This window comes from Paenibacillus sp. FSL H7-0737 (genome assembly GCF_000758545.1).
Taxonomy (GTDB): domain Bacteria; phylum Bacillota; class Bacilli; order Paenibacillales; family Paenibacillaceae; genus Paenibacillus_AQ.
In genome coordinates this window covers 39,068-58,786 of record NZ_CP009279.1, presented here as the reverse complement: position 1 = coordinate 58,786, position 19,719 = coordinate 39,068, and the positions used below count along the sequence as shown (strand labels likewise).

The following is a 19,719-nucleotide window of genomic DNA, read 5'->3' as shown; positions in this document are numbered from 1 at the left end:
TCCCAGTGATTTATCGTAATATCTGACCATAGTATTCATCTCTTCCCAGATCCTTATACATAAGCTGACATGTATTAATATCTGCATCAAGATAAAGGCCGTTCTGAAGATGTTTCTTCGAAATAAAAAGCCATCTTCACATTAAGTGAGGATGGCTTTTCTAAGGTAAGCTTGTCCATTTTTACCGATGTTTATTCAGCAGCTTTTGTAGCACTTGGGGATGCGCTTGGCGCTGTAGTGGCTTCTGTTCCGCTATTTTTTGTTCCGGATTCATCTGCGGCAGCAGAGCTCTTCGGCAGATTGATGCTCTCAATAATGCCTTCCAGATCTTTCTCCATGAACGCTTCTAGGTTCTTGGACACAATGGAGCTCTTAATGCCTTCTTTTTGTTCATCCGTTAACTGATCAAAGGTTTTGTCGGTACGGGACTCCACTTTGATAATGTGGTAACCATAAGAAGTCTCTACAGGATCACTAATGGTATTCAAAGGCAAGGTTTGAGCAGCCTTCTTAAACTCGTCTACATACGTTCCTACAGCTTTATCTTTATATTCTCCGCCTGTTTCCTTAGAGCTTGTATCGTCAGTGTATTCCTTAGCGATTGCTGCAAAATCAGCTCCGCCGTCCAGCTTTGCCTTAACTTCCTTCGCGATTTTCAGTGCTTCTTCGCTAGTGCGCTCTTTGTTGTTAGCATCTGTCAGACCGATTAGCACATGGCGCAAAGTCGCTACCGTAAAGTCACCTTTTGTAGCTTCAAATTCTTTGACAACCTGATCATCTGTCACTTTAAGCAGCATATCCTGATAAACCGTCAGCACACGCTCCATATAACTATGGATATCGCCCTCTGTAACGTCTGCGTCTTTAAGTGTTTTCTTATAAGTGTCGCCCAGAGCTTTCTTCAAGTCAGCGATTTGGCTATCAGCCTCTTTCTTCGCCTGCTTCTTCGCTTCATCCGTTGCTTTGGAAGCCAAATATTCAAAGCCCACTTCCTGCTTCAAAATAGATTCCTTAAACGCCTCAATCTCTAAATATTGCGCTTGCTGTGGGGAGAGGAATTTCATGATTTTTTGATCCATAGCAAATTCCTTCTCTGTGATTGTTCCACCTTTATAAGTCGCAACTGCCTTGCTATCATCAGCACTACTACCGCATGCTGCTAGCATAGAAAAGGAAACCGCTGCTACCAATGAAACGAGCAGTACTTTCCATGATTTTTTTTTATTTAACGACATTGTGTAGTTCTCCCTTCGATTTAAAAGACTGTTTAGCTTCCTTAAGAAACTGTTCAAGCAAGTCAAGCAGCTGTTTATCACTTAAGTCTTTCGACTTTACTCGGATACTGGCTTTAGCATCTCTATCGAATTGTACACGTCTTTCGAAGCTATTTCCAACTTTGGCGAGTTTGGCCGTATCCAGAGCGCCAAGACTTCCCTCATAGAAATTCAGGGTAACATCATCACCACGTCTGATCATGGAGTCAATACCATACATTTTTCCATACACTTTTAGACGAGCCACAGTTAATAGATTAACAACTGCTTCAGGCAGTTCTCCGAACCGATCCAAGAGCTCATCCTCAAGCTCAGAAGCATCATCGAAGGATGTTACTGCCGCAACTTTTTTGTAGATTTCAATTTTCTGGATACTGTCGTAAATATACTCGGACGGCAGATATGCGTCAATCGACAAATCAATGACGGTATTGCCCTCTTTGAGCGAGGTGTCTTCCTCTCCAAGCACAGTAACCTTACGCTTGCGGATCTCCTCCGCCAGCATTTGTGAGTATAGATCAAATCCCACGGATGCAATAAAGCCATGCTGTTCTGCACCAAGTAAGTTACCGGCACCACGAATAGATAAATCCCGCATCGCTATTTTGAAACCAGAACCCAGTTCCGTAAATTCCTTAATAGATTGCAGCCGCTTCTCTGCCACTTCAGTCAGAACCTTGTCCCGCTGGTAGGTAAAATAGGCGTACGCAATCCGGTTGGACCGGCCTACACGTCCACGTAATTGATAGAGCTGAGACAAGCCCATCTTATCGGCATCATGCACAATAAGTGTATTTACGTTAGGAATATCTACACCCGTCTCAATAATACTTGTGCTGACCAGCACATCGTATTCTCCATCAAGAAAATCAAGGATCGTCTTCTCCAGCTCTGCTTCCGACATTTGGCCATGTCCGATGCCTACCCTAGCCTCAGGAACAAGCATAGAAATTTGAGCGGCCATTTCTTGAATGCCCTGCACACGATTATAGAGATAGTAGACTTGACCGCCACGAGCCAATTCACGCTCTACAGCTTCCCGCGTAAGCGTCTGACTATGCTCAACAACATAAGTCTGGACGGGGAAACGGTTCTCCGGCGGCGTCTCAATGACAGACAAATCACGCACTCCCAGCATCGACATATGCAATGTACGAGGAATTGGAGTTGCTGTCAGGGTAAGAACATCTACATTCGTTTTTAACTTCTTCAGCTTCTCTTTATGAGTCACGCCAAATCGCTGTTCCTCATCCACGATCAATAAACCTAAGTCCTTAAATACAAGGTCCTGAGACAACAAACGGTGGGTACCAATAACCACGTCAACCGTTCCTGCCCGAACGCCTTTAATCGTCTCATTCTGCTCCTTACGGCTGCGGAAACGACTTAGGACTTGAATATTTAGCGGATAATTTGCGAAGCGTTCCCGAAAGGTCTCATAATGCTGCTGAGCTAGAATCGTTGTCGGTACCAGCACAGCCACCTGTTTACCTTCAATCGCTGATTTAAAGGCTGCTCGTATAGCTACCTCCGTCTTACCATATCCAACGTCTCCACAAAGGAGCCGATCCATTGGACGATTCTGTTCCATATCCTTCTTAATCTCTTCAATCGCTCGAAGCTGATCCCGAGTCTCCTCGTAAGGGAACATTTCTTCAAATTCACGCTGTTCCTGTGTGTCCTTCTCAAAACCATACCCTGCTGCACTTTGGCGTTCAGCGTACAGTTTGATTAGATCATCAGCAATATCCTGAACGGAAGAGCGAACCTTATTGGTCACCCGCGTCCATTCATTACCGCCTAATTTATATACTTTCGGCTCTTTATCTTCTGAACCGACATATTTCTGAATCAAGTCAATTTGCTCAATTGGAACCGAGAGCTTATCGCCACCCGCATATAAAATATGCATATAGTCGCGATGAATACCGCTGACCTCCAGCGTGCCGATCCCCATATACTTACCGATACCATGGTTCTGGTGAACAACATAATCACCAATTTTCAGCTCAGTATAACTCTTGATCCGTTCAGCATTATCTATCCCTTTGGAGATCTTCCGTGCCTTCCGCTGCTTCTGAGAGAACATCTCTCCTTCAGTGATAACGGCTAAATGAATAGAAGGCAGCTCAAAGCCTGAACCCAGGTTTCCTTGTACGATCGTTGGCTCATCAATGCCGTAGTCATAAAGGACTCTGCGCACACGTTCAATCCGTTCTTCACTGCTCGCAAGCATCATTACCTTTACACCAGACTTCTGCCAACGCTCCATTTCCGATTTAAGCACATTCATCTGACCATGGAAATCCTGCATCCCACGACTAATAAACCCAAGAATGTTCTGTGGTTGAATGTGTGGGACCTGGCGCAAAAAGATCGACATAAACAGGCTTTGGAACGGACGTTTGTACATCACAACATCTGTCTCGACAGAGAGATCCAGATCCGGCAATGTTTTGCCGTTTTGCATCAGATGGAGGTTCCATTCCGATTCATCTCTTTCGAGCTGTTTCGCCGTTTCAAGCAGTCTTGTCGGCTCATCGAGAATAAGGATCGTATCCTGGGCCATGTAATCAAATAAATGAGAGCGTTCAGGGTATAAAAGACTGATATATTTATAGATTTCAGGAAAATAGGTTCCTTCGCGCAGCATTTCTAGCTCGCGTCCAATTTCTTCTTTTAGACGCAACTTAGCCTGCCGATCCGCCATTTTCTCAAGCTGTCGTTCCAGCATAACAGATGCTTCAGCAGAAGCAGATTCCTGGCGAAACCTGCTCGCTATAATCTCTTTAGCCGGTGTAATCTTCACACTTCGTACTTTATCAATAGAACGCTGATCGACTGGATCAAAAGTTCTGATGGAATCAACCTCATCATCAAATAACTCAACACGATATGCCAAAGGAGAAGTCATTGGATAAAAATCAATAATTCCACCTCTTACACTCAGTTCACCGCGATTCTCAACCCGCTCTACTCTTTCATAACCCATTTCGATCATGGACATCAAGAATTCATCCAGAGCAAGCGTTCCATCCTGAGAAACCGTAACCTGTGCCTCTGCCATAACCTCTGGTGCAGGGAGCAGTCTGCGCACTCCCGAGTAGGGAACTACAACAATACCACGGAAGCCCTGGGCACATTTGGTCAGTACATCAATACGCTGGGCTAATGTCTCTGGACTTGAGACAGCCGCTTCCGCAGCAACAAGTTCATTAGCAGGATAGAGCAATACTCGTTCCGGGGAAAGCGCTTCCTGTAAATCATCGGCCATTTTCTGAGCCGAAAACATATTATGAGTCACCACAAGCAAGGGACGAGCTGTCTCTTCATGCAGTGCTGCAAGCATGATCTGTCTAGCTGAACCTGTAAGCCCCGATATGAGCTGCTCTTTCATACCTGCAGCTACACCCTGGGTGATAGACTGGAAATCGGGATCCTTGGAAAAAGCTTCTATAATACCTTGTAACAACAGGCGCACCTCTCTTACTAAACAGGCTAACGGAAGCCAAAGCCACCGTCACCTATTATGATTGGAATCGAAAAGAAGCCTCAGCTGTAACGCCAAGGCTTGCGGATGACGATAGAGACAGGCGCTATCACCTACTGAAGCGGACTCGTCAGCAGGCTAAGCTCCGGATTATGCTCTAAAGCCTCCTTGCAATAGTCGCAAGTCACCTTTACCGTGATCTCACCTTCTGAATTATACGCTATTATATCTCTGCGCTCCGCAGGGGTCAAGGAATGAAGGCCCAACTGCATTTCTGTTACATCACTTCTATTAATGCTGCCTAGAGATGTCTTGCAGTGCCTACATACATAGTTTATTGCCATCTATATGCCTCCTGAAGGTACTATATACCTTCAGTATGTCCGGGGAGCATCATCTTTAGCCTCATAACCAACAGAGTTTACAGATCAACCATTGAATTTAGCCATCGTCTGTTCGAATGAATTCTGTAAGCTGAACTCCAGTGCATCACAAGTATTAAGGATCATCTGCTTCAGAGGATCGCCTTCCTTTTTAGGAAAAGAAGAGAGAACATAATCCACTATTGCAAAACCCGGTTCAGGGCGAGAAATACCCATTCGTACCCGATTAAAGCTTTGTGTACCTACATGCTGAATGATCGATTTAATTCCGTTATGCCCACCAGCACTACCTTGATAACGCAAGCGAATTTTTCCGATTTCGGTATCTAGATCATCGTAGACGACGATCATATCTTCTAGTTTAACTTTGTAATAATCCATATAAGCGCGAACGGCCTCACCGGACAAATTCATAAAGGTCATCGGTTTAATCAATACGGTTTTGACTCCCCCGATAACCCCTTCACCGATCACGGATTTACATTTGCTTTGGTTGAAGGAAATCCCGTTCTGAGCCGCAAGCTCATCCAATGCCATAAAACCAACATTATGCCTTGTTTTCGCATATTGTGTTCCCGGATTTCCCAATCCGACAATCCATTTCATTATCGAACCTTTCCTTTCCATCGGGCTCTCCGGCAAGAGAAGTCCGTTTTTGGTACAATAGATCTTATCTACATATCTCTGTGCAACCAGAGCGAAATTATACTCCGAAGACAGGTGATAACCTATGCTACATCAAAGTGGAATCTTAACACATCAGCGCGATTTTCAGTACCATATCCAATATGCTGTGCCTGTGGAAATATACAGAGGCGACGTGCACATTGACATTGGTGTATTGACAGCAGTGGACGAAGGATTCGTGGAGCTGCAAGGGACACTCTATAACCGCAGCATATTCACCTTCGTCTCCCGCGCCGGGTATTGAAGCCAGCGCTTCTACCTGCATCACGCCGATAAGGGTTACATCTCCGAGAGCGGAGGTGTAACCCTTTTGTACAATATAAGAATGTATAAGTTTCACGCTATACATCAACCTTATATTTCTCGCATAAACGCTTACCGTCCTTTTGGGACGCCGAAGGCGTTTTTGCTTGCTATTATTGATTATATTTATTCAATTTCAAACAATTTACTAATCGACAACTCTTCATGAACGCGGATAATTGCCTCACCCATAAGTGGAGCCACGGACAACACTTTGAGTTTAGAAGTTGGGTTCGCGCTGCGAATTGGAATCGTATCTGTCACGATAATCTCTTTAATTGGAGAATTCTCCAGACGTTCATGTGCAGGACCAGACAATACTGGGTGTGTACAGCAAGCGTATACTTCCTTCACGCCGCCTTCCATCAAAGCATTAGCACCAAGTACAATGGTTCCAGCAGTATCGATAATATCATCGATCAGAATGGCTGTTTTACCTTCAATATTACCGATAATGTTCATGACTTCGCTGACATTCGGCTCTGGACGACGCTTGTCTATAATTGCAAGCGGAGCGTTCAGGAAATCAGCAAGCTTTCTTGCACGTACTACACCGCCGTGATCTGGCGATACGACAACTGGGTTCTCGATTTGTTTGGAACGGAAATACTGAGCCAGGATAGGAACTCCCAGCAAGTGATCCACTGGAATATCAAAGAATCCCTGAATCTGCATAGCATGGAGGTCCATCGTAATTACACGGTGGGCGCCGGCTTTTTCAATCAAATTTGCTACCAGCTTGGCCGTAATAGGGTCACGGGAACGAGCTTTCCGATCTTGACGAGCGTAACCATAGTAAGGGATAACCACATTGATGCTTTTTGCGGAGGCGCGTTTGAGTGCATCCACCATAACTAAAAGCTCCATTAGGTTGTCATTAACCGGGCCGCAGGTGGATTGAACAATATACACATGACAACCCCGAACGCTCTCTGACAGCTTGACCTGAATTTCTCCATCGCTAAAACTTGTAGTATGCGATTCACCCATCGGAATTCCGATGTAATCAGCGATTTGACTAGCAAGCTTTGGGTTGGAGTTACAGGTGAAAATCTTTAATTTGGAATCACAATAAGTCATAAAATTTAAACCCTCCGTGACGGAATTTAGCTTTCCAAAGGCGCCGGCGCGGAAATATAAGTCCGTCCGGCGCTTCTTAGCAACGCTTTACGATGGACTCGAGTGGTCTTTCTTCGCTTTTGCACGGGAACGGATCTTCTCTGCATATCCCGGTTTATTCTCCTGCCGTACTCTGGCAACAGCCAGATCGTTCTCTGAAACGGAACGCGTAATTGTCGAACCAGCTACAACAAAAGCCCCCTTGCCCACAGAAACCGGTGCAATAAGGTTAACGTTACTGCCGATAAAGGCATCGTCTTCAATTGTTGTCGTAAATTTATTATACCCGTCGTAGTTAACAGTAATCGCACCGCAACCGACGTTTACATTCTTACCCACAGATGCGTCGCCAATATAGCTAAGATGCGACACCTTAGAACCGTCACCAATCGTAGCATTCTTGATCTCGACGAAATCTCCAACCTTCACTTCTTCTCCAAGTATAGAACCTGGACGCAAATAGGCAAAAGGCCCAACGGTAGTCCGTGCGCCAACTTGTGCTTGATTCAATACGGATTGCTTAATCGTCGCGTCGTCCATGATCTGACAATCTTCGATTTCACTTGCCGGTCCGATCACACAGTTCTCACCGATTACAGTTTTACCCTTCAAGATGGTTCCTGGATAGATCGTTGTATCCGACCCAATGACTACATCTGCTCCGATATATGTGGAGGCAGGATCGATTATGGTTACGCCACCCAGCATATGTTTGCGGTTGATACGTTGACGCATAATACCTTCCGCATCAGATAAAGCTAAACGGTCATTAACACCAATAGACTCGTTAGCATCCTCAGTCTGGAATGCTAAAACAAGATCACCTTGCTCACGCAAAATACTGATAACATCTGTCAAATAATATTCCTGTTGATTATTGCTGTTAGTAACCTTCTCTAAAGCCGAAAATAACTTAATGTTATCAAAGCAATAAATTCCTGTGTTGATTTCATGAATAGCTGCCTGTTCGGCATTACAATCTTTCTGTTCTACGATCTTCATTAAGCCGCCATCTTCACTACGTATAATCCGTCCTAATCCAGATGGATCATCCATTACTGCGGTTAATACAGTCGCTGCCGCCTGACGCTCCTCATGCAGAGCCATCAATCCTATCAGCGTCTCCGATGTAATAAGCGGAGTGTCACCATAAGCAACAATCGTCGTTCCTTCTTCACCACCGAGCAAATCCTTAGCTTGTTTGACAGCGTGACCAGTACCGAGCTGAGTTTCCTGCAGCACGTATTCCGCACTTTGCCCTACATAGGCCTTAACCTTCTCTGCGCCATGCCCAACAACAACAACGGTGCGCTGGCATCCGGTCGCTTCTACTGTATCAAGCACGTGCCCTACCATTGGCTTACCGCAAACGGGGTGCAGCACCTTATATAATTTAGATTTCATTCGCTTGCCTTGACCTGCGGCAAGAACTACAGCCATTCTTTTCAAGAATGCCAACCTCCTACTCTTGAACTCACTACTGAATATATCTCATTCCGGGCAAAAAGAAAAGAGAACCATGAAGTCATGGTTCTCTTTTCTATAAACCCCATGTTAGAAAAGCATTTATCGCTGCCTTTCGAAGATGTCGTCAAATCCTTCACTAGCGCTAGCTTTTCTTGCAAGATCAAGCTGCTTAAGTCATGAAGTATATTCGGTATGATCTTATCAAAAACGGCGGATCCTACGCCACCCAAAAGGTAGCCGTCTTCCGAGGCAGCCTAAGCTCCCTCTTCAATAACTTCTTCTTCTTCAGTAGCGGCGCGATCGTACTCGGCCAGAACCGCGGATTGAATCTTCTCGCGTGTTCCCGAAGAGATCGGGTGAGCGATATCGCGGAATTCGCCATCCGGTGTACGCTTGCTGGGCATTGCAACAAACATCCCGTTATTACCATCGATGACGCGAATGTCATGAACAACAAACTCGTTATCGATTGTAATGGATGCGATTGCTTTCATTCTCCCCTCAGAGTTAACGCGGCGGAGTCTGACATCCGTAATTTGCATGTGTGTGTTCACCACCTTTTTCCATCAGAGACTTGGTGTATAATTCCACACAGCAAAGCGAATTCCTTCTTTTTGATTCCATAAAATACCTAAAAAAGAAATATATTTTTTAGGATCTGTTGTTTTCGACACGCATCGGGTGATTTTCTTAATATCCCTTACGTTTTCGACAATTTCCACGCTTTTTGAAAACAAAGAAACGTCAATCTATCAAGAGGAAAAGTAGTTACCCGGATGCGCGGAAATCCGCCGCTCTTTCGAGTCTACCTCGCTTAGTTTCACTAAAGAAACATAGTCATGCAACAGACGCTCTTCCGTCTCTACTGCACCTGATTCGACCAACACACCCACTCCAGCAACTTCGGCATTGAACTCACCGAGTAAATCAACCATCCCTCGAACGGTCCCGCCTGCCTTCATAAAGTCATCTACAATGAGTACCCGTGATTTCTCCTTGAGTGCTCGTCTAGAAAGAGACATGGTATGTATGCTCTTATGTGATCCAGATACATAATTAATGCTTACTGCTGAGCCTTCTGTAACCTGATGATCACGTCGTACCAGCACCACTGGCAAGCCGAGCTGTGCTGCCGTTGCATAGGCTAGCGGAATCCCTTTAGTTTCTACTGTCATCACCACATCGATTTCCGATCCATAAAAGGCCGTTGCGATGATCTTCCCAGCTTGCTCCATCAAAGATGGCAGTCCAAGCAGGTCCGACATATACAAATAACCACCAGGCAATATCCGATCTGTCTGTTCCAGCTGCACACATAAACGTTTAACAAAAGAGAGCGCCATTTCTTTAGGCATCACAGGAATATAACGTACTCCACCTGCTGCACCGGCTAAGGTCTGAAGCTCTCCAATGCCCTCACCTTCAAATACTTCTTTTATGATTGCCAAATCTTCACTGATGGAGGACTTAGCCGCTCCATACCGATCGGCAAATATAGACAGCGGCAGTAGGTCATGTGGCCGCTCAAGTAAAAACTGAGTCATGTCTACCAAACGTTGGCTTCTTTTTAATTTCTTCACGGAATGCTCCTCGCCAAAACCGAATATTTTATGAAAAATATATCACTTTTGTACGGGTTTACACAAGAGAAGCATACTAATTGAGTGATCTCACTGCATAGACTTCCTTGCAGAACCCTCGCAGTCCATTATAAATTCTTGCTACTTTAGACTGCTTGGACACTAAACCGAACACTGTAGGACCGCTGCCGGACATTAACACTCCGTCTGCTCCGAGCTTAACCATCGCCTCTTTGAGCTGCTGGACCTCTGGATGTAGCTTTAGGGTAACATCCTCAAGCACATTGCCCAGATGATTACACACGCCCCCAAAATCTCCAGCTTCGATCGCGTCCTGCATCTTTCGAGCCGAAGGATGAACAGCTATATTATTGCTCCGCACACGTCCGTATACTTCCGCAGTCGATACATTGATAGGTGGCTTAGCCAATACTACCCAGCATTGCGGAGGATTCTTAATCGGCGTCAGCTTCTCGCCACGACCTGTTGCCAAGGCAGTGCCACCTGTAACGCAGAAAGGCACATCTGAGCCAAGCTCAGCGCCAAGCTCCTGCAGCTCCTGCGCAGGTATACCTAGGCGCCACAGTCGGTTCAGACCACGTAGGGTAGCCGCTGCATCACTGCTGCCGCCAGCCAGGCCAGCTGCCACCGGTATTCTTTTATCCAGATGGATATGTACACCACTCTTCACGTTATAACGCTCTTTAATAAGCCTAGCCGCTTGAAAGGCCAGGTTCTTCTCATCTAGGGGAATATAACCCGCTTGACTTGATATTATAATAGTATCCCTTGGCAGCTCAGACAGCTCTAAACGGTCTGCTAGATCTACCATGGTCATAATCATTTCCACCTCATGAAAACCGTCAGCACGCTTGTGCAGCACATCCAGCATCAAATTAATTTTAGCTGGTGCCTTCTCATACATTTTCAAGGCGTTCACCCACCTTCAGCTTTTCCCGTAAAAACAACTTAACATATTATATGAAAAACTTCTAATGAAGTCCAATAATAAAAGGGTGTCGCCAGTTAGACGCACCCTTTTTCGTTAAATAATTGTTCACACGCTAAAGATTAAGATTTCCGGGCAGCCTCTTCAGCGAGCTGAATCGCTCTTTTCACCATATTACCTGCATCCTTCGCCCGTATTCCTCCCCAGCCTTCACGTTCCACAGTTTCGTAAAAACCAAGCTCCTTGGCTAACTCTGTCTTTAGTTCTTCCGACATCATGCCTCGTTTTCTGCGGCTCATTACGGAATTCCTCCCTTATGAAAGAAAATGATAAACCGATTGCTCAATTAGTATGCTTGCTTAGAACAAGGATCATTCACTGAATATTCACGCAAAAAAAAGAAACAGTCGTCCTTTATGAAGGACAACCGTTTCTGATACAAATAAAAAACAGCCTCCAAAGGAAGCTGCCCGTGAAACATTAAGCTTTAATATACATAATCCGCATCTGCCCATCGTCTTCACATACTGTGATTTCCACAGATTCAGTAAGGATATCGGCATAGCTATAGGAGACTCGCTTGAATGTTTGCTGCTCCTGATCCAGTTTGACAATAAATACAGAAGGGTACGTTTCTTCCAGGACACCGGTGCGTTCTACGGTTTTACGACGACCTCCGTTTGCACGCAACGTGATCTTATGACCGACGTGAGCTTCGAGACTGCGTTTGATTTCCAACAGCGCGTTATTAGCCATTGCCTGACGACCACCTCTTTTCTTGTCCATTATACAACTTCCCCAGGTGTTTGTCAAAGCAAATAAATAATTATAGATGATGAATATTTGGTTGTCAACGGAATTTTTTTGCGGAGAATCAGAGGCGAACTAATAGCCTTGTTATCTGTAATAGGTTTACCACAAAGCAAGAAAAATAACATTGTCGATCTTTAAAGATAACTACCATTTCACACAAGCATAATCGCCTTTGGCGTCGTCCCTACAAGGACGGTTAGCGTTTATGCGGGAAATATAAGGATAATGTATAGCGTGAAACTTATACTTTCTTATATAAAAAAAGGGTTAAGCTCATCGCTCACCCTTTCTTCGCGTTACTCTATTCGGCCACTCCAAATTACATATTAGCTTTGAAAATAGACCAGTACCTGTCGATTAAATTGCGGAAGGTGTCACTTTTAGTGCTGACAGGTTCTGCAGACGCGGCATCCCAATACGGAAGCTGCCACGGGTCTCAATACCGCCGATTCCCTGATTACCACTAATGGTGTTGTTCAAAACCTCACTCAGATTCACCGTATCCCTAATGGGCGTGAACGACGATTTTGCCGCTACATAAACTGGGTCTAGGGCATGGATCAATATCCGTCCAGGAGAACTGGCGAAATTCGCCCCTGCCCCCAGCAGTGCTTCAAAATGTGACTGACAAGCACCTGCAACAATCGTCAACGCATCAAAATTTCGCTCATAATCCCTAGCTACCCTAATAGCAGCTACGAAGTTTTGCGAATTTTTATAGCTGCTCAGACTGTGAAGATCGTAAGTATGCTGTTGCTTCAGCACCCCGTCATGACCGGTAATCACCACAATATCTGGACGCACGCGGGGCAGCAGCCGGTATAAAGTGTCAGCCATTGCGGACTCATGAACATGATGGCCTTCAGCAGGGATCCGCAATTGCTCGTATAAGCTAAGGCTCTTATTCAAATACGCTGGATCGCCATCCAGATGCAGTACTTTTCCCGGCACTTCAAAATAAGCAGCTTCCTTGGGCGATGGAGCCCATGCTCCTTCTGATAGAGCGCTCCCGCTCCTCTGACTTTGCTCCTGTCGGTCTTTCCGCAGCTGTGTCAGTGATTCATTCGCTTTAATCTGTGCCTGCTGTCCTCGTTCCGTAATTCGGGTAGGAGGCACTTGAACCAAGTCATTCAGAGGAGAATCCGCCAACAGACGGAAATCTGTGCCTTTAATGACGGCTCTGTCCTGCACAATATGATCTACACGAAAAGTCAAATCTCCGCCATAAGATTTACGAACGACCAAGTCTCCTAAATTCATTACAACCACCACCTCTACCCCATCGTATGGGCAAAGGCCTCAGTTGGTTCATAACTAGCTATGTTTTTAGCTTATTCAATTCCAGCAGCCAACAGAACACCGCTTAATCGGGCGTATTCTTCTAGACTTAACGTTTCTCCACGACGTGTTGGTTCAATACCAGCTTCTGCGAGTAAAGCCTCCAGACGCTCACGTCCCTCTTCAGGGAAGTAACGAGCCTTGAGATTGTTAGCAATCGTCTTGCGACGCTGTGTGAAAGAAGCTTGGACGACCTCAAAGAAGTGCTTCTCACTCTCAACTTCTACCGGTGGACGCTCTCTTACCTTTAGACGGATTACAGCGGACTCCACATTAGGTTGAGGAATGAACACCGTACGCGGCACAATGCAGACGAGCTCAGGCTCGCTGTAGTACTGCACGGCAATGCTAAGACTCCCGTATTCCTTTCCTCCCGGAGAAGCGGCCATACGCTCCGCAACCTCTTTCTGAATCATTACAACAATGTTATCAAGCGGAAGCTTCTCTTCGAGCAGCTTCATCAGAATCGGAGTAGTTACATAATACGGCAGATTGGCAACTACGCTTACCTTGTTCACGGATGCAAAATCTTCTTTGAACAGCTCCTGCAGATTTACATTCAGAACATCATCATTACGAACCTTAACATGCGGATAAGGGGAAAGTACGTCCCTTAAAATAGGAATCAGCCTACGGTCGATCTCCACAGCGGTCACCGCACCAGCGGTTAGCGCCAAACGCTCCGTCAGGGCACCAATCCCAGGACCGATTTCCAATGCCCCTGATTCGCTATCTAGCCCAGCAGCGTCAACAATCTTGTCCAATATATTTTGATCAATCAAAAAATTCTGTCCTAAGCTCTTCTTGAACTTGAATCCATAACGTTGAATAATTTCTTTCGTCCGTTTTGGAGTCGAAATTTCCTCTCTACCACTCATGAAGTAATGCCCCCCTGATCAATTTGGGCGAGAGCTCCGGCAAATTCCTCCCGCGTAATTCCAAACATCGCCAGCCGCTTGTACAGCTGCTTGCCATTACAATATCCGATTCCAAGCAAATTACCAAGTGCCATACGTCTTTCAGCTGCTCGAGGGTGTACAAGCATTCCAGCGGCCATTAAATCATCAAGTCCAATTAAAGCAGGTGCACCTTCAAAAGAGGTATGTACATTCCGCAGCGCATGACGAATCGCCTCTGGTGAAGCGTTCTCCACACCGATATCTCCCTTGCGGGTTGCGTCCTTCTCAGGAATGAAGGCATGCTTACAGCCCGGCACCTTAGCGGACACAATCTTACGAATTCGTTCACCCGCATGATCCGGGTCAGTAAGGATAATCACTCCTCTACGCTCCATAGCAAGCGCGATCTTCGCAATTACGGTCCGGTCTACAGCCGAGCCCCCTGTTTCGATCGTATCTGCTTCTACAGCGCGTTTAACAGCGACGGTATCACTCTTACCTTCAACGACAATTAATTCCTTAATCATATCTCTTGACTCCTTCCAAAAAAAGCAAAAAAGAAGAGGTTTCGCTCCTCTTCTTTTGGTTAAAGAATGTATAAGTGATGAGCGGTTGCTCTGCGATCAACGAAATGATCATCTGGCGTTCCTTAACGGTTATCATCACTATAGCTTATCAAAGAATAATTTGCAAAAGCTTCAGCCTAGTTTAACTCCGGCTTCACAGGTCCAATCACATAAACGGTACGTGATTTACGACCGAAATTACGCACATGGCTCAGTGAATCGTAATAGACATCTACTTTATTGCCTTTAATGGCACCGCCAGTATCTTCTGCTCGGCGGAATCCAAGCCCCTCGATATATACCCACCAGCCAATAGGAATTACATTCGGGTCTACCGCAATTGTACGACCTTCCGTTACGCGTGTTCCGGAAGCAGTTTTGTTACCAATACCTGGCTCTTCTGATGAATAAGCTGTCATGGAGACGTTCTTAATCATCTTCTTGTACTCAAAGTCTACGCCAGCCTTGCTTGTGACATTATTAGTCTTAGCGCTAACCTTAGCCGTTTTTGAAGTGGTGTTTGATTTGGAAGTTGTTGTAGTCTTAGCTACAGCCGGCTTAGGAAGTGCTTTGGTACCAACGGCAATAATCTTATCTTTCGTTACCGTTTGTACTTCCTTACCAATCATGCGCATAGAGGCCAGTTCTCCGTCTTGGTAGATCTTCTCAATATGCTGAATCATGACGCCTGGTTTGCCTGCCTGTGCCACTCTAACTGTTCCCACAGTAAGGGAGGGGTCTGCTGTCTTGATGACTCTGAAGGGTAAGTTAGTTGTTCGCTGTACGGTCTGTTTGTTGATGCGAACAATCTTAACCTCCATGTTTGCAGAAATGGTGGTGTCTAACGAAGGGAAAATCTTATCATGACCTTCTAGGGTAATGCCCATTTTCTCAATTGCTTTACCAATTGTGTCCTCGGTCGTATATAACGTTTTTGTTGCTCCATCCGCAGTAAGACTAATTTTCTGCGCACGATTGATAACGACACGGTCACCGTCTTTTATTTCATCACTCAGACCTAAAGATAGTTCATCATGCGGCTGCAGCGAAATTTGCTCTTTCTCCAACACATCACCAAGAAGCGCTTCCCGCGTTTCAAGCGTCTGTGTTTGCCCGTCTATTACTAAAAATAATTGTTTGTTACTTTGACCGTGTACGTACAGCAGAATAAGTAGCGCGATAGCGACTGAAATCACGCCTGCAAGTAAAAGTACGCGAGTATTTACTTGCTCCCACCGTAATGCGAAAGACCTGCTGGATGACTGCGAATCATGGGATACTTCTGGTTGGAATACGCCCATTCTCTCCATCCTCCTTACATAGCCCCGTCGTCAATTGTATATCATGAGGACTGAATTCCTTTGACGAAACTATTTGAGATTGTCACAGGACACGCACGTAATAACTTAGCGTCTCCTGCTCATGGATCGCCTGCTCGGCACAGCTACTCCCACCCCTGTTATATAACAGTATGTGGGCAACATTCTATTTATTCAAAAATAAAAAAGCCTAAAAAGAGTTCAACTGAGGACTCTTTCGTGGCTTCTCCAATATCAGAATAGAGAATGCTTGTGCACGAGGTTGCCTCTCTTACTTGCGCTTACGGGGTTAGCTGTCGGGTTCGGACGAAAGAGAGACGCCCTATTTCAGGTCACCCGCTCATGGCGGTTGCCCTTAAATTCACCCCAAAGACCACGTGAAGAAATCAAATACTGTCCTACGGCACGTCTAAACCGTATTTAAAATACAGGCATGCGGTAGGTCAATATTGGTTCCCCCGTTCTCCATACGGAGACTCAGCGAGACGATCCATGAATCAATGGCTGTCACTATAACACAGCTCACATCACTGAAAAGATGATATCCTGTTTTGATGCATGTTGTAAAGGACGATTCAACCACGTTTACGCAAAAATATGGTTAAAATATTGTAATATTCAGCCGTTTTTATATTAAAAAAGTTTAATATATCGGCCATTCTCTATTTTTCACCTGTTTTGCTCCCGTTTTCACTCAATCCCAAATCGTTCCAGTGCGTTCGCATACGTTATTTTAGCCAATTCTTCCCATGTTAACCCTTTAATTTCAGCTGCTGCCTCTGCTACAAGCTTCACATGAGCGCTCTCATTTCGCTTCCCGCGGAAGGGGTGTGGAGTCAAATATGGAGCATCGGTTTCGATCAATAATCGGTCTAGTGGTGTCTGCGCAAGCACTTCTTTTGGCACTCTTGCATTTTTGAACGTAATGGGTCCTCCAAAGGATAAATGAAAACCAAGATTCAAGCACATTTTAGCTGTTTCCCAGCTTCCTGAGAACGAGTGCATCACGCCTCCAACCTCATTTGCTTTTTCCTCCCGTAAAATCCGTACAACATCCTCATGTGCATCACGATCATGAATACAAATCGGCATATTTAATTCACGGGCTAGTCCAATTTGCTTGCGAAAAACTTCATGTTGCACATCCTTGGGAGAAGTATCCCAGTAATAATCCAGTCCGATTTCACCAATAGCCACTACTTTTTTATGACTGCATAGAGAAGCGATCCAATCGAGATCTCCTTCTTTCATATCAATCGCATCCTGAGGATGCCAACCCACTGCCGCATAAATATAATCATAAGATTCCGCCAGCTTCATCGTTGAGGGAATCGTCTCCCGATTAAATCCGATATTAATCATCTTGCTAACTCCTGCTTCTACAGCACGAGCGATAACTTCTTCGCGATCCTCGTCGAATTGAGGTGCATCCAGATGCGTATGTGTGTCAAACAGAAACATTTTAACCCTCACTCCTTGTTCTTTTTTAGATATATAACAATATAAGTTTCACGCTATCCGTGATATCTTATTTTTCTACTCTTCTTGTCAAAAATCCCATATTTTCTTGTATTATTTTGCAAAAATCTCTGCAATAGAAGCAGGCAATCGCGTAAGCGCATTTCTTAACTTATCCTGAGGAAAATAAAGATGATATCTTCCACGGTGAATGCCGCTAATAGAACGCACAATATCCGACACCTCTGAAATTTCCCGCAGATGATCATGCCGATCAAGCAGCAGAATTTGTTTATTGTCAAAAGCTTCTCCCGGACGGAACACATCATAGGGCAGATCTGTCGGAAAATCAATCTCCAAATCATATTCTGGGTGAAGTCCCGCTGCCGCAAAACTGCTGCGAATTTCAGTAATCATATCTGTATCGAGATTCTCCACCTCAACATATTTATAAAGTTTACGATGAATAAAACGGGTACACAAGTCGCTTAGTAGCTCATCTTTCTCAAGCGTCCACTGCATAAAAGCCGTCTGTACCAGTGCTTCATCCAGCATTAAATACTGCTTCACTGTCACCTCACCACGGAACAAATCCTCCAGTGGATTAATCATGAAACTAAAATTGTACCCCTCTTGGAAAAGCTCCTTGGCTCTACGAAAAATTTGTCGCAAAATAATCTCTGAGCTGCGTGTCACCGGATGAAAATAGACTTGCCAGTACATTTGATAACGCGACATTAAATAATCTTCAATGGCATGCATTCCCGATTCTTTTACAACAATTCGACCATTATAAGGACGCAGCATTCTTAAAATCCGATCAATGTCGATCGTTCCATAGTTTACACCTGTATAGTACGCATCACGCAGCAAATAATCCATGCGATCAGCATCTAGCGGACTCGAAACCAGATTTACAACAATTTCATGCTCATAAGTTTTAGCGATTACAGAGGCTACTTTACGAGGAAAATCCTCCTCCACATCACGCAAGATCTCAGTAATCTCTGTGTCCTCCAGAATAATTCGACAAGTCCAATCCTCATGATTCATTTCAAAAGCTTCTTCTATAGAATGGGAAAATGGACCGTGTCCCAGATCATGCAGCAAGGCCGCACACAAGGTGAGCAGACTTTCTTCAGGAATCCAATCCTTATACCCGCTTCGTTCAAATTGCGAAATAATTCTACGTGTAATTTCGTACACCCCTAGGGAATGAGAAAACCGACTATGCTCTGCGCCATGAAAAGTAAGATACGAGGTACCCAGCTGGCGAATACGACGTAAACGCTGAAATTCCTTTGTATTTATTAGTCGCCAAATAATAGTATCCTGCACATGGATATAATTGTGAACCGGATCTTTGAAAACCTTTTCTTCTGTGAGCGGCTGCTTCATGAGATCAACTCCTTTATTAAATTTAGTATGATTTTAACCAATATAAGTATATAATAAGTAATTATGTCGTACTTTGTCGAATAGTGACGTTTTTAGTCTTGGTAAATCGACAAAGTTTATTTTTTCACTTTTTTTAGAATTCGTGATTGTTATAGGGAATTCAAAGTTTTCGTGAAAAAGCACTTATTCAACAGATGAAAAAAGGTTGACTGTTTTGGGAATCGTTGGTATTATAAATATCATAAAACAGTGAACAATGTCGAATAATGACGTTTTTGGAACATTGAGAGGAGTAACGATTGTTATGATGAAATCAACAGGAATTGTAAGAAAAGTAGACGAACTTGGACGGGTAGTTATTCCCATTGAATTGCGCCGTACTCTTGGCATTGGTGAAAAAGACGCACTTGAAATTTACGTTGATGGTGAGCGCATTATGCTTAAGAAATATGAGCCTGCCTGCATTTTCTGCGGCAACGCTGAGAACGTAACTTACTTCAAAGGAAAAATAGTTTGTCATGAATGCATTTCTACTATCCCTACCCCTGTGACAAACTAAAATAAATAGTATATAATAGAACTAATCAAATTGTTAATTCTAACCTTTTCATATCTCCTTGACCTCCCGTGACCGCGGGAGGTATTTTTTTTCTGCAATCACCTGTGTTTCCTGCCC

General features: G+C 44.6%; 19 protein-coding genes and 1 riboswitch. Of the genes, 2 read left to right on the top strand and 17 right to left on the bottom strand.

Going from position 1 to position 19,719, the window contains the following annotated elements:
* Positions 1–191: 191 nt before the first annotated feature.
* From H70737_RS00270 to pth, 4 genes are all read right to left on the bottom strand, one after another.
* Positions 192–1,235 carry a peptidylprolyl isomerase gene (locus H70737_RS00270; protein WP_042183851.1) on the bottom strand — a complete coding sequence of 348 codons (1,044 nt, stop codon included), beginning with the start codon at positions 1,233–1,235 and terminating at the stop codon, positions 192–194.
* On the bottom strand, positions 1,222–4,746 hold the full coding sequence (gene mfd / locus H70737_RS00265) for a transcription-repair coupling factor (protein WP_042123128.1): 3,525 nt from the start codon (positions 4,744–4,746) through the stop codon (positions 1,222–1,224). The genes H70737_RS00270 and mfd overlap by 14 nt, the downstream gene beginning before the upstream one ends.
* A gap of 131 nt (positions 4,747–4,877) precedes the next feature.
* Positions 4,878–5,108, bottom strand: a complete 231-nt coding sequence (locus H70737_RS00260) for an anti-sigma-F factor Fin (RefSeq protein WP_042123127.1) — start codon at positions 5,106–5,108, stop codon at positions 4,878–4,880.
* 84 nt (positions 5,109–5,192) lie between these two features.
* On the bottom strand, positions 5,193–5,753 hold the full coding sequence (gene pth, locus H70737_RS00255; RefSeq protein ID WP_042183849.1) for an aminoacyl-tRNA hydrolase: 561 nt from the start codon (positions 5,751–5,753) through the stop codon (positions 5,193–5,195).
* Positions 5,754–5,877: 124 nt separating this feature from the next.
* Here pth and H70737_RS00250 point away from each other — a divergent pair, with 124 nt between their 5' ends.
* On the top strand, positions 5,878–6,078 hold the full coding sequence (locus H70737_RS00250) for a hypothetical protein (protein ID WP_042183847.1): 201 nt from the start codon (positions 5,878–5,880) through the stop codon (positions 6,076–6,078).
* 185 nt (positions 6,079–6,263) lie between these two features.
* On the opposite strand, the gene H70737_RS00245 is transcribed toward H70737_RS00250, so the two are convergent.
* From H70737_RS00245 to H70737_RS00180, 13 genes are all read right to left on the bottom strand, one after another.
* Positions 6,264–7,217 carry a ribose-phosphate diphosphokinase gene (locus H70737_RS00245; RefSeq protein ID WP_036678796.1) on the bottom strand — a complete coding sequence of 318 codons (954 nt, stop codon included), beginning with the start codon at positions 7,215–7,217 and terminating at the stop codon, positions 6,264–6,266.
* 87 nt (positions 7,218–7,304) lie between these two features.
* Positions 7,305–8,705, bottom strand: a complete 1,401-nt coding sequence (glmU, locus tag H70737_RS00240) for a bifunctional UDP-N-acetylglucosamine diphosphorylase/glucosamine-1-phosphate N-acetyltransferase GlmU (protein WP_042183845.1) — start codon at positions 8,703–8,705, stop codon at positions 7,305–7,307.
* Between the two features lie 272 nt (positions 8,706–8,977).
* A complete protein-coding gene (gene spoVG / locus H70737_RS00230) occupies positions 8,978–9,265 on the bottom strand; it encodes a septation regulator SpoVG (protein ID WP_020425826.1) in 288 nt (95 codons plus the stop codon).
* Between the two features lie 210 nt (positions 9,266–9,475).
* Positions 9,476–10,303, bottom strand: a complete 828-nt coding sequence (gene purR / locus H70737_RS00225) for a pur operon repressor (RefSeq protein WP_042183840.1) — start codon at positions 10,301–10,303, stop codon at positions 9,476–9,478.
* A 76-nt stretch (positions 10,304–10,379) separates the two neighbouring features.
* Positions 10,380–11,234, bottom strand: coding sequence for a 4-(cytidine 5'-diphospho)-2-C-methyl-D-erythritol kinase (gene ispE, locus H70737_RS00220; RefSeq protein ID WP_042183839.1), 855 nt, complete (start codon positions 11,232–11,234; stop codon positions 10,380–10,382).
* A gap of 140 nt (positions 11,235–11,374) precedes the next feature.
* Positions 11,375–11,551 (bottom strand): small, acid-soluble spore protein, alpha/beta type, encoded by a 177-nt coding sequence (locus H70737_RS00215; protein WP_042183837.1) that lies wholly within the window; start codon positions 11,549–11,551, stop codon positions 11,375–11,377.
* Between the two features lie 181 nt (positions 11,552–11,732).
* Positions 11,733–12,008, bottom strand: coding sequence for a biofilm formation stimulator Veg (gene veg, locus H70737_RS00210; RefSeq protein ID WP_019914493.1), 276 nt, complete (start codon positions 12,006–12,008; stop codon positions 11,733–11,735).
* A gap of 414 nt (positions 12,009–12,422) precedes the next feature.
* On the bottom strand, positions 12,423–13,325 hold the full coding sequence (gene yabG / locus H70737_RS00205) for a sporulation peptidase YabG (protein WP_042183835.1): 903 nt from the start codon (positions 13,323–13,325) through the stop codon (positions 12,423–12,425).
* 71 nt (positions 13,326–13,396) lie between these two features.
* A complete protein-coding gene (rsmA, locus tag H70737_RS00200) occupies positions 13,397–14,281 on the bottom strand; it encodes a 16S rRNA (adenine(1518)-N(6)/adenine(1519)-N(6))-dimethyltransferase RsmA (protein ID WP_042183833.1) in 885 nt (294 codons plus the stop codon).
* Positions 14,278–14,829 (bottom strand): ribonuclease M5, encoded by a 552-nt coding sequence (rnmV, locus tag H70737_RS00195; protein WP_042183831.1) that lies wholly within the window; start codon positions 14,827–14,829, stop codon positions 14,278–14,280. Before rnmV ends, rsmA begins: the two co-directional genes overlap by 4 nt.
* Positions 14,830–15,005: 176 nt before the next feature.
* Positions 15,006–16,169, bottom strand: coding sequence for a resuscitation-promoting factor (locus H70737_RS00190; protein WP_042183829.1), 1,164 nt, complete (start codon positions 16,167–16,169; stop codon positions 15,006–15,008).
* A 281-nt stretch (positions 16,170–16,450) separates the two neighbouring features.
* A riboswitch (cyclic di-AMP (ydaO/yuaA leader) is annotated at positions 16,451–16,680 on the bottom strand.
* Between the two features lie 197 nt (positions 16,681–16,877).
* The gene (locus H70737_RS00185; protein ID WP_042183828.1) at positions 16,878–17,648 is read right to left on the bottom strand and encodes a TatD family hydrolase; all 771 of its coding nucleotides are present in this window, start codon (positions 17,646–17,648) and stop codon (positions 16,878–16,880) included.
* A 111-nt stretch (positions 17,649–17,759) separates the two neighbouring features.
* Complete coding sequence (locus H70737_RS00180) at positions 17,760–19,043, bottom strand: HD domain-containing protein (RefSeq protein WP_042183826.1); 1,284 nt, start codon at positions 19,041–19,043, stop codon at positions 17,760–17,762.
* A gap of 304 nt (positions 19,044–19,347) precedes the next feature.
* On the opposite strand from H70737_RS00180, the gene H70737_RS00175 reads away from it, so the two are divergent.
* Positions 19,348–19,602 (top strand): AbrB/MazE/SpoVT family DNA-binding domain-containing protein, encoded by a 255-nt coding sequence (locus H70737_RS00175; protein WP_042123095.1) that lies wholly within the window; start codon positions 19,348–19,350, stop codon positions 19,600–19,602.
* The last annotated feature ends 117 nt before the right edge of the window (positions 19,603–19,719 follow it).

Excerpts from the sequence above, each read along its gene's own strand:
- H70737_RS00245 (WP_036678796.1), bottom strand. The coding sequence starts at position 7,217 with ATGACTTATTGTGATTCCAAATTAAAGATTTTCACCTGTAACTCCAAC.
- rsmA (WP_042183833.1), bottom strand. The coding sequence starts at position 14,281 with ATGAGTGGTAGAGAGGAAATTTCGACTCCAAAACGGACGAAAGAAATT.
- H70737_RS00175 (WP_042123095.1), top strand. The coding sequence starts at position 19,348 with ATGATGAAATCAACAGGAATTGTAAGAAAAGTAGACGAACTTGGACGG.
- H70737_RS00250 (WP_042183847.1), top strand. The coding sequence starts at position 5,878 with ATGCTACATCAAAGTGGAATCTTAACACATCAGCGCGATTTTCAGTAC.
- pth (WP_042183849.1), bottom strand. The coding sequence starts at position 5,753 with ATGAAATGGATTGTCGGATTGGGAAATCCGGGAACACAATATGCGAAA.
- spoVG (WP_020425826.1), bottom strand. The coding sequence starts at position 9,265 with ATGCAAATTACGGATGTCAGACTCCGCCGCGTTAACTCTGAGGGGAGA.
- H70737_RS00185 (WP_042183828.1), bottom strand. The coding sequence starts at position 17,648 with ATGTTTCTGTTTGACACACATACGCATCTGGATGCACCTCAATTCGAC.
- H70737_RS00215 (WP_042183837.1), bottom strand. The coding sequence starts at position 11,551 with ATGAGCCGCAGAAAACGAGGCATGATGTCGGAAGAACTAAAGACAGAG.
- rnmV (WP_042183831.1), bottom strand. The coding sequence starts at position 14,829 with ATGATTAAGGAATTAATTGTCGTTGAAGGTAAGAGTGATACCGTCGCT.
- veg (WP_019914493.1), bottom strand. The coding sequence starts at position 12,008 with ATGGCTAATAACGCGCTGTTGGAAATCAAACGCAGTCTCGAAGCTCAC.
- H70737_RS00180 (WP_042183826.1), bottom strand. The coding sequence starts at position 19,043 with ATGAAGCAGCCGCTCACAGAAGAAAAGGTTTTCAAAGATCCGGTTCAC.
- H70737_RS00260 (WP_042123127.1), bottom strand. The coding sequence starts at position 5,108 with ATGGCAATAAACTATGTATGTAGGCACTGCAAGACATCTCTAGGCAGC.
- yabG (WP_042183835.1), bottom strand. The coding sequence starts at position 13,325 with ATGAATTTAGGAGACTTGGTCGTTCGTAAATCTTATGGCGGAGATTTG.
- H70737_RS00270 (WP_042183851.1), bottom strand. The coding sequence starts at position 1,235 with ATGTCGTTAAATAAAAAAAAATCATGGAAAGTACTGCTCGTTTCATTG.
- H70737_RS00190 (WP_042183829.1), bottom strand. The coding sequence starts at position 16,169 with ATGGGCGTATTCCAACCAGAAGTATCCCATGATTCGCAGTCATCCAGC.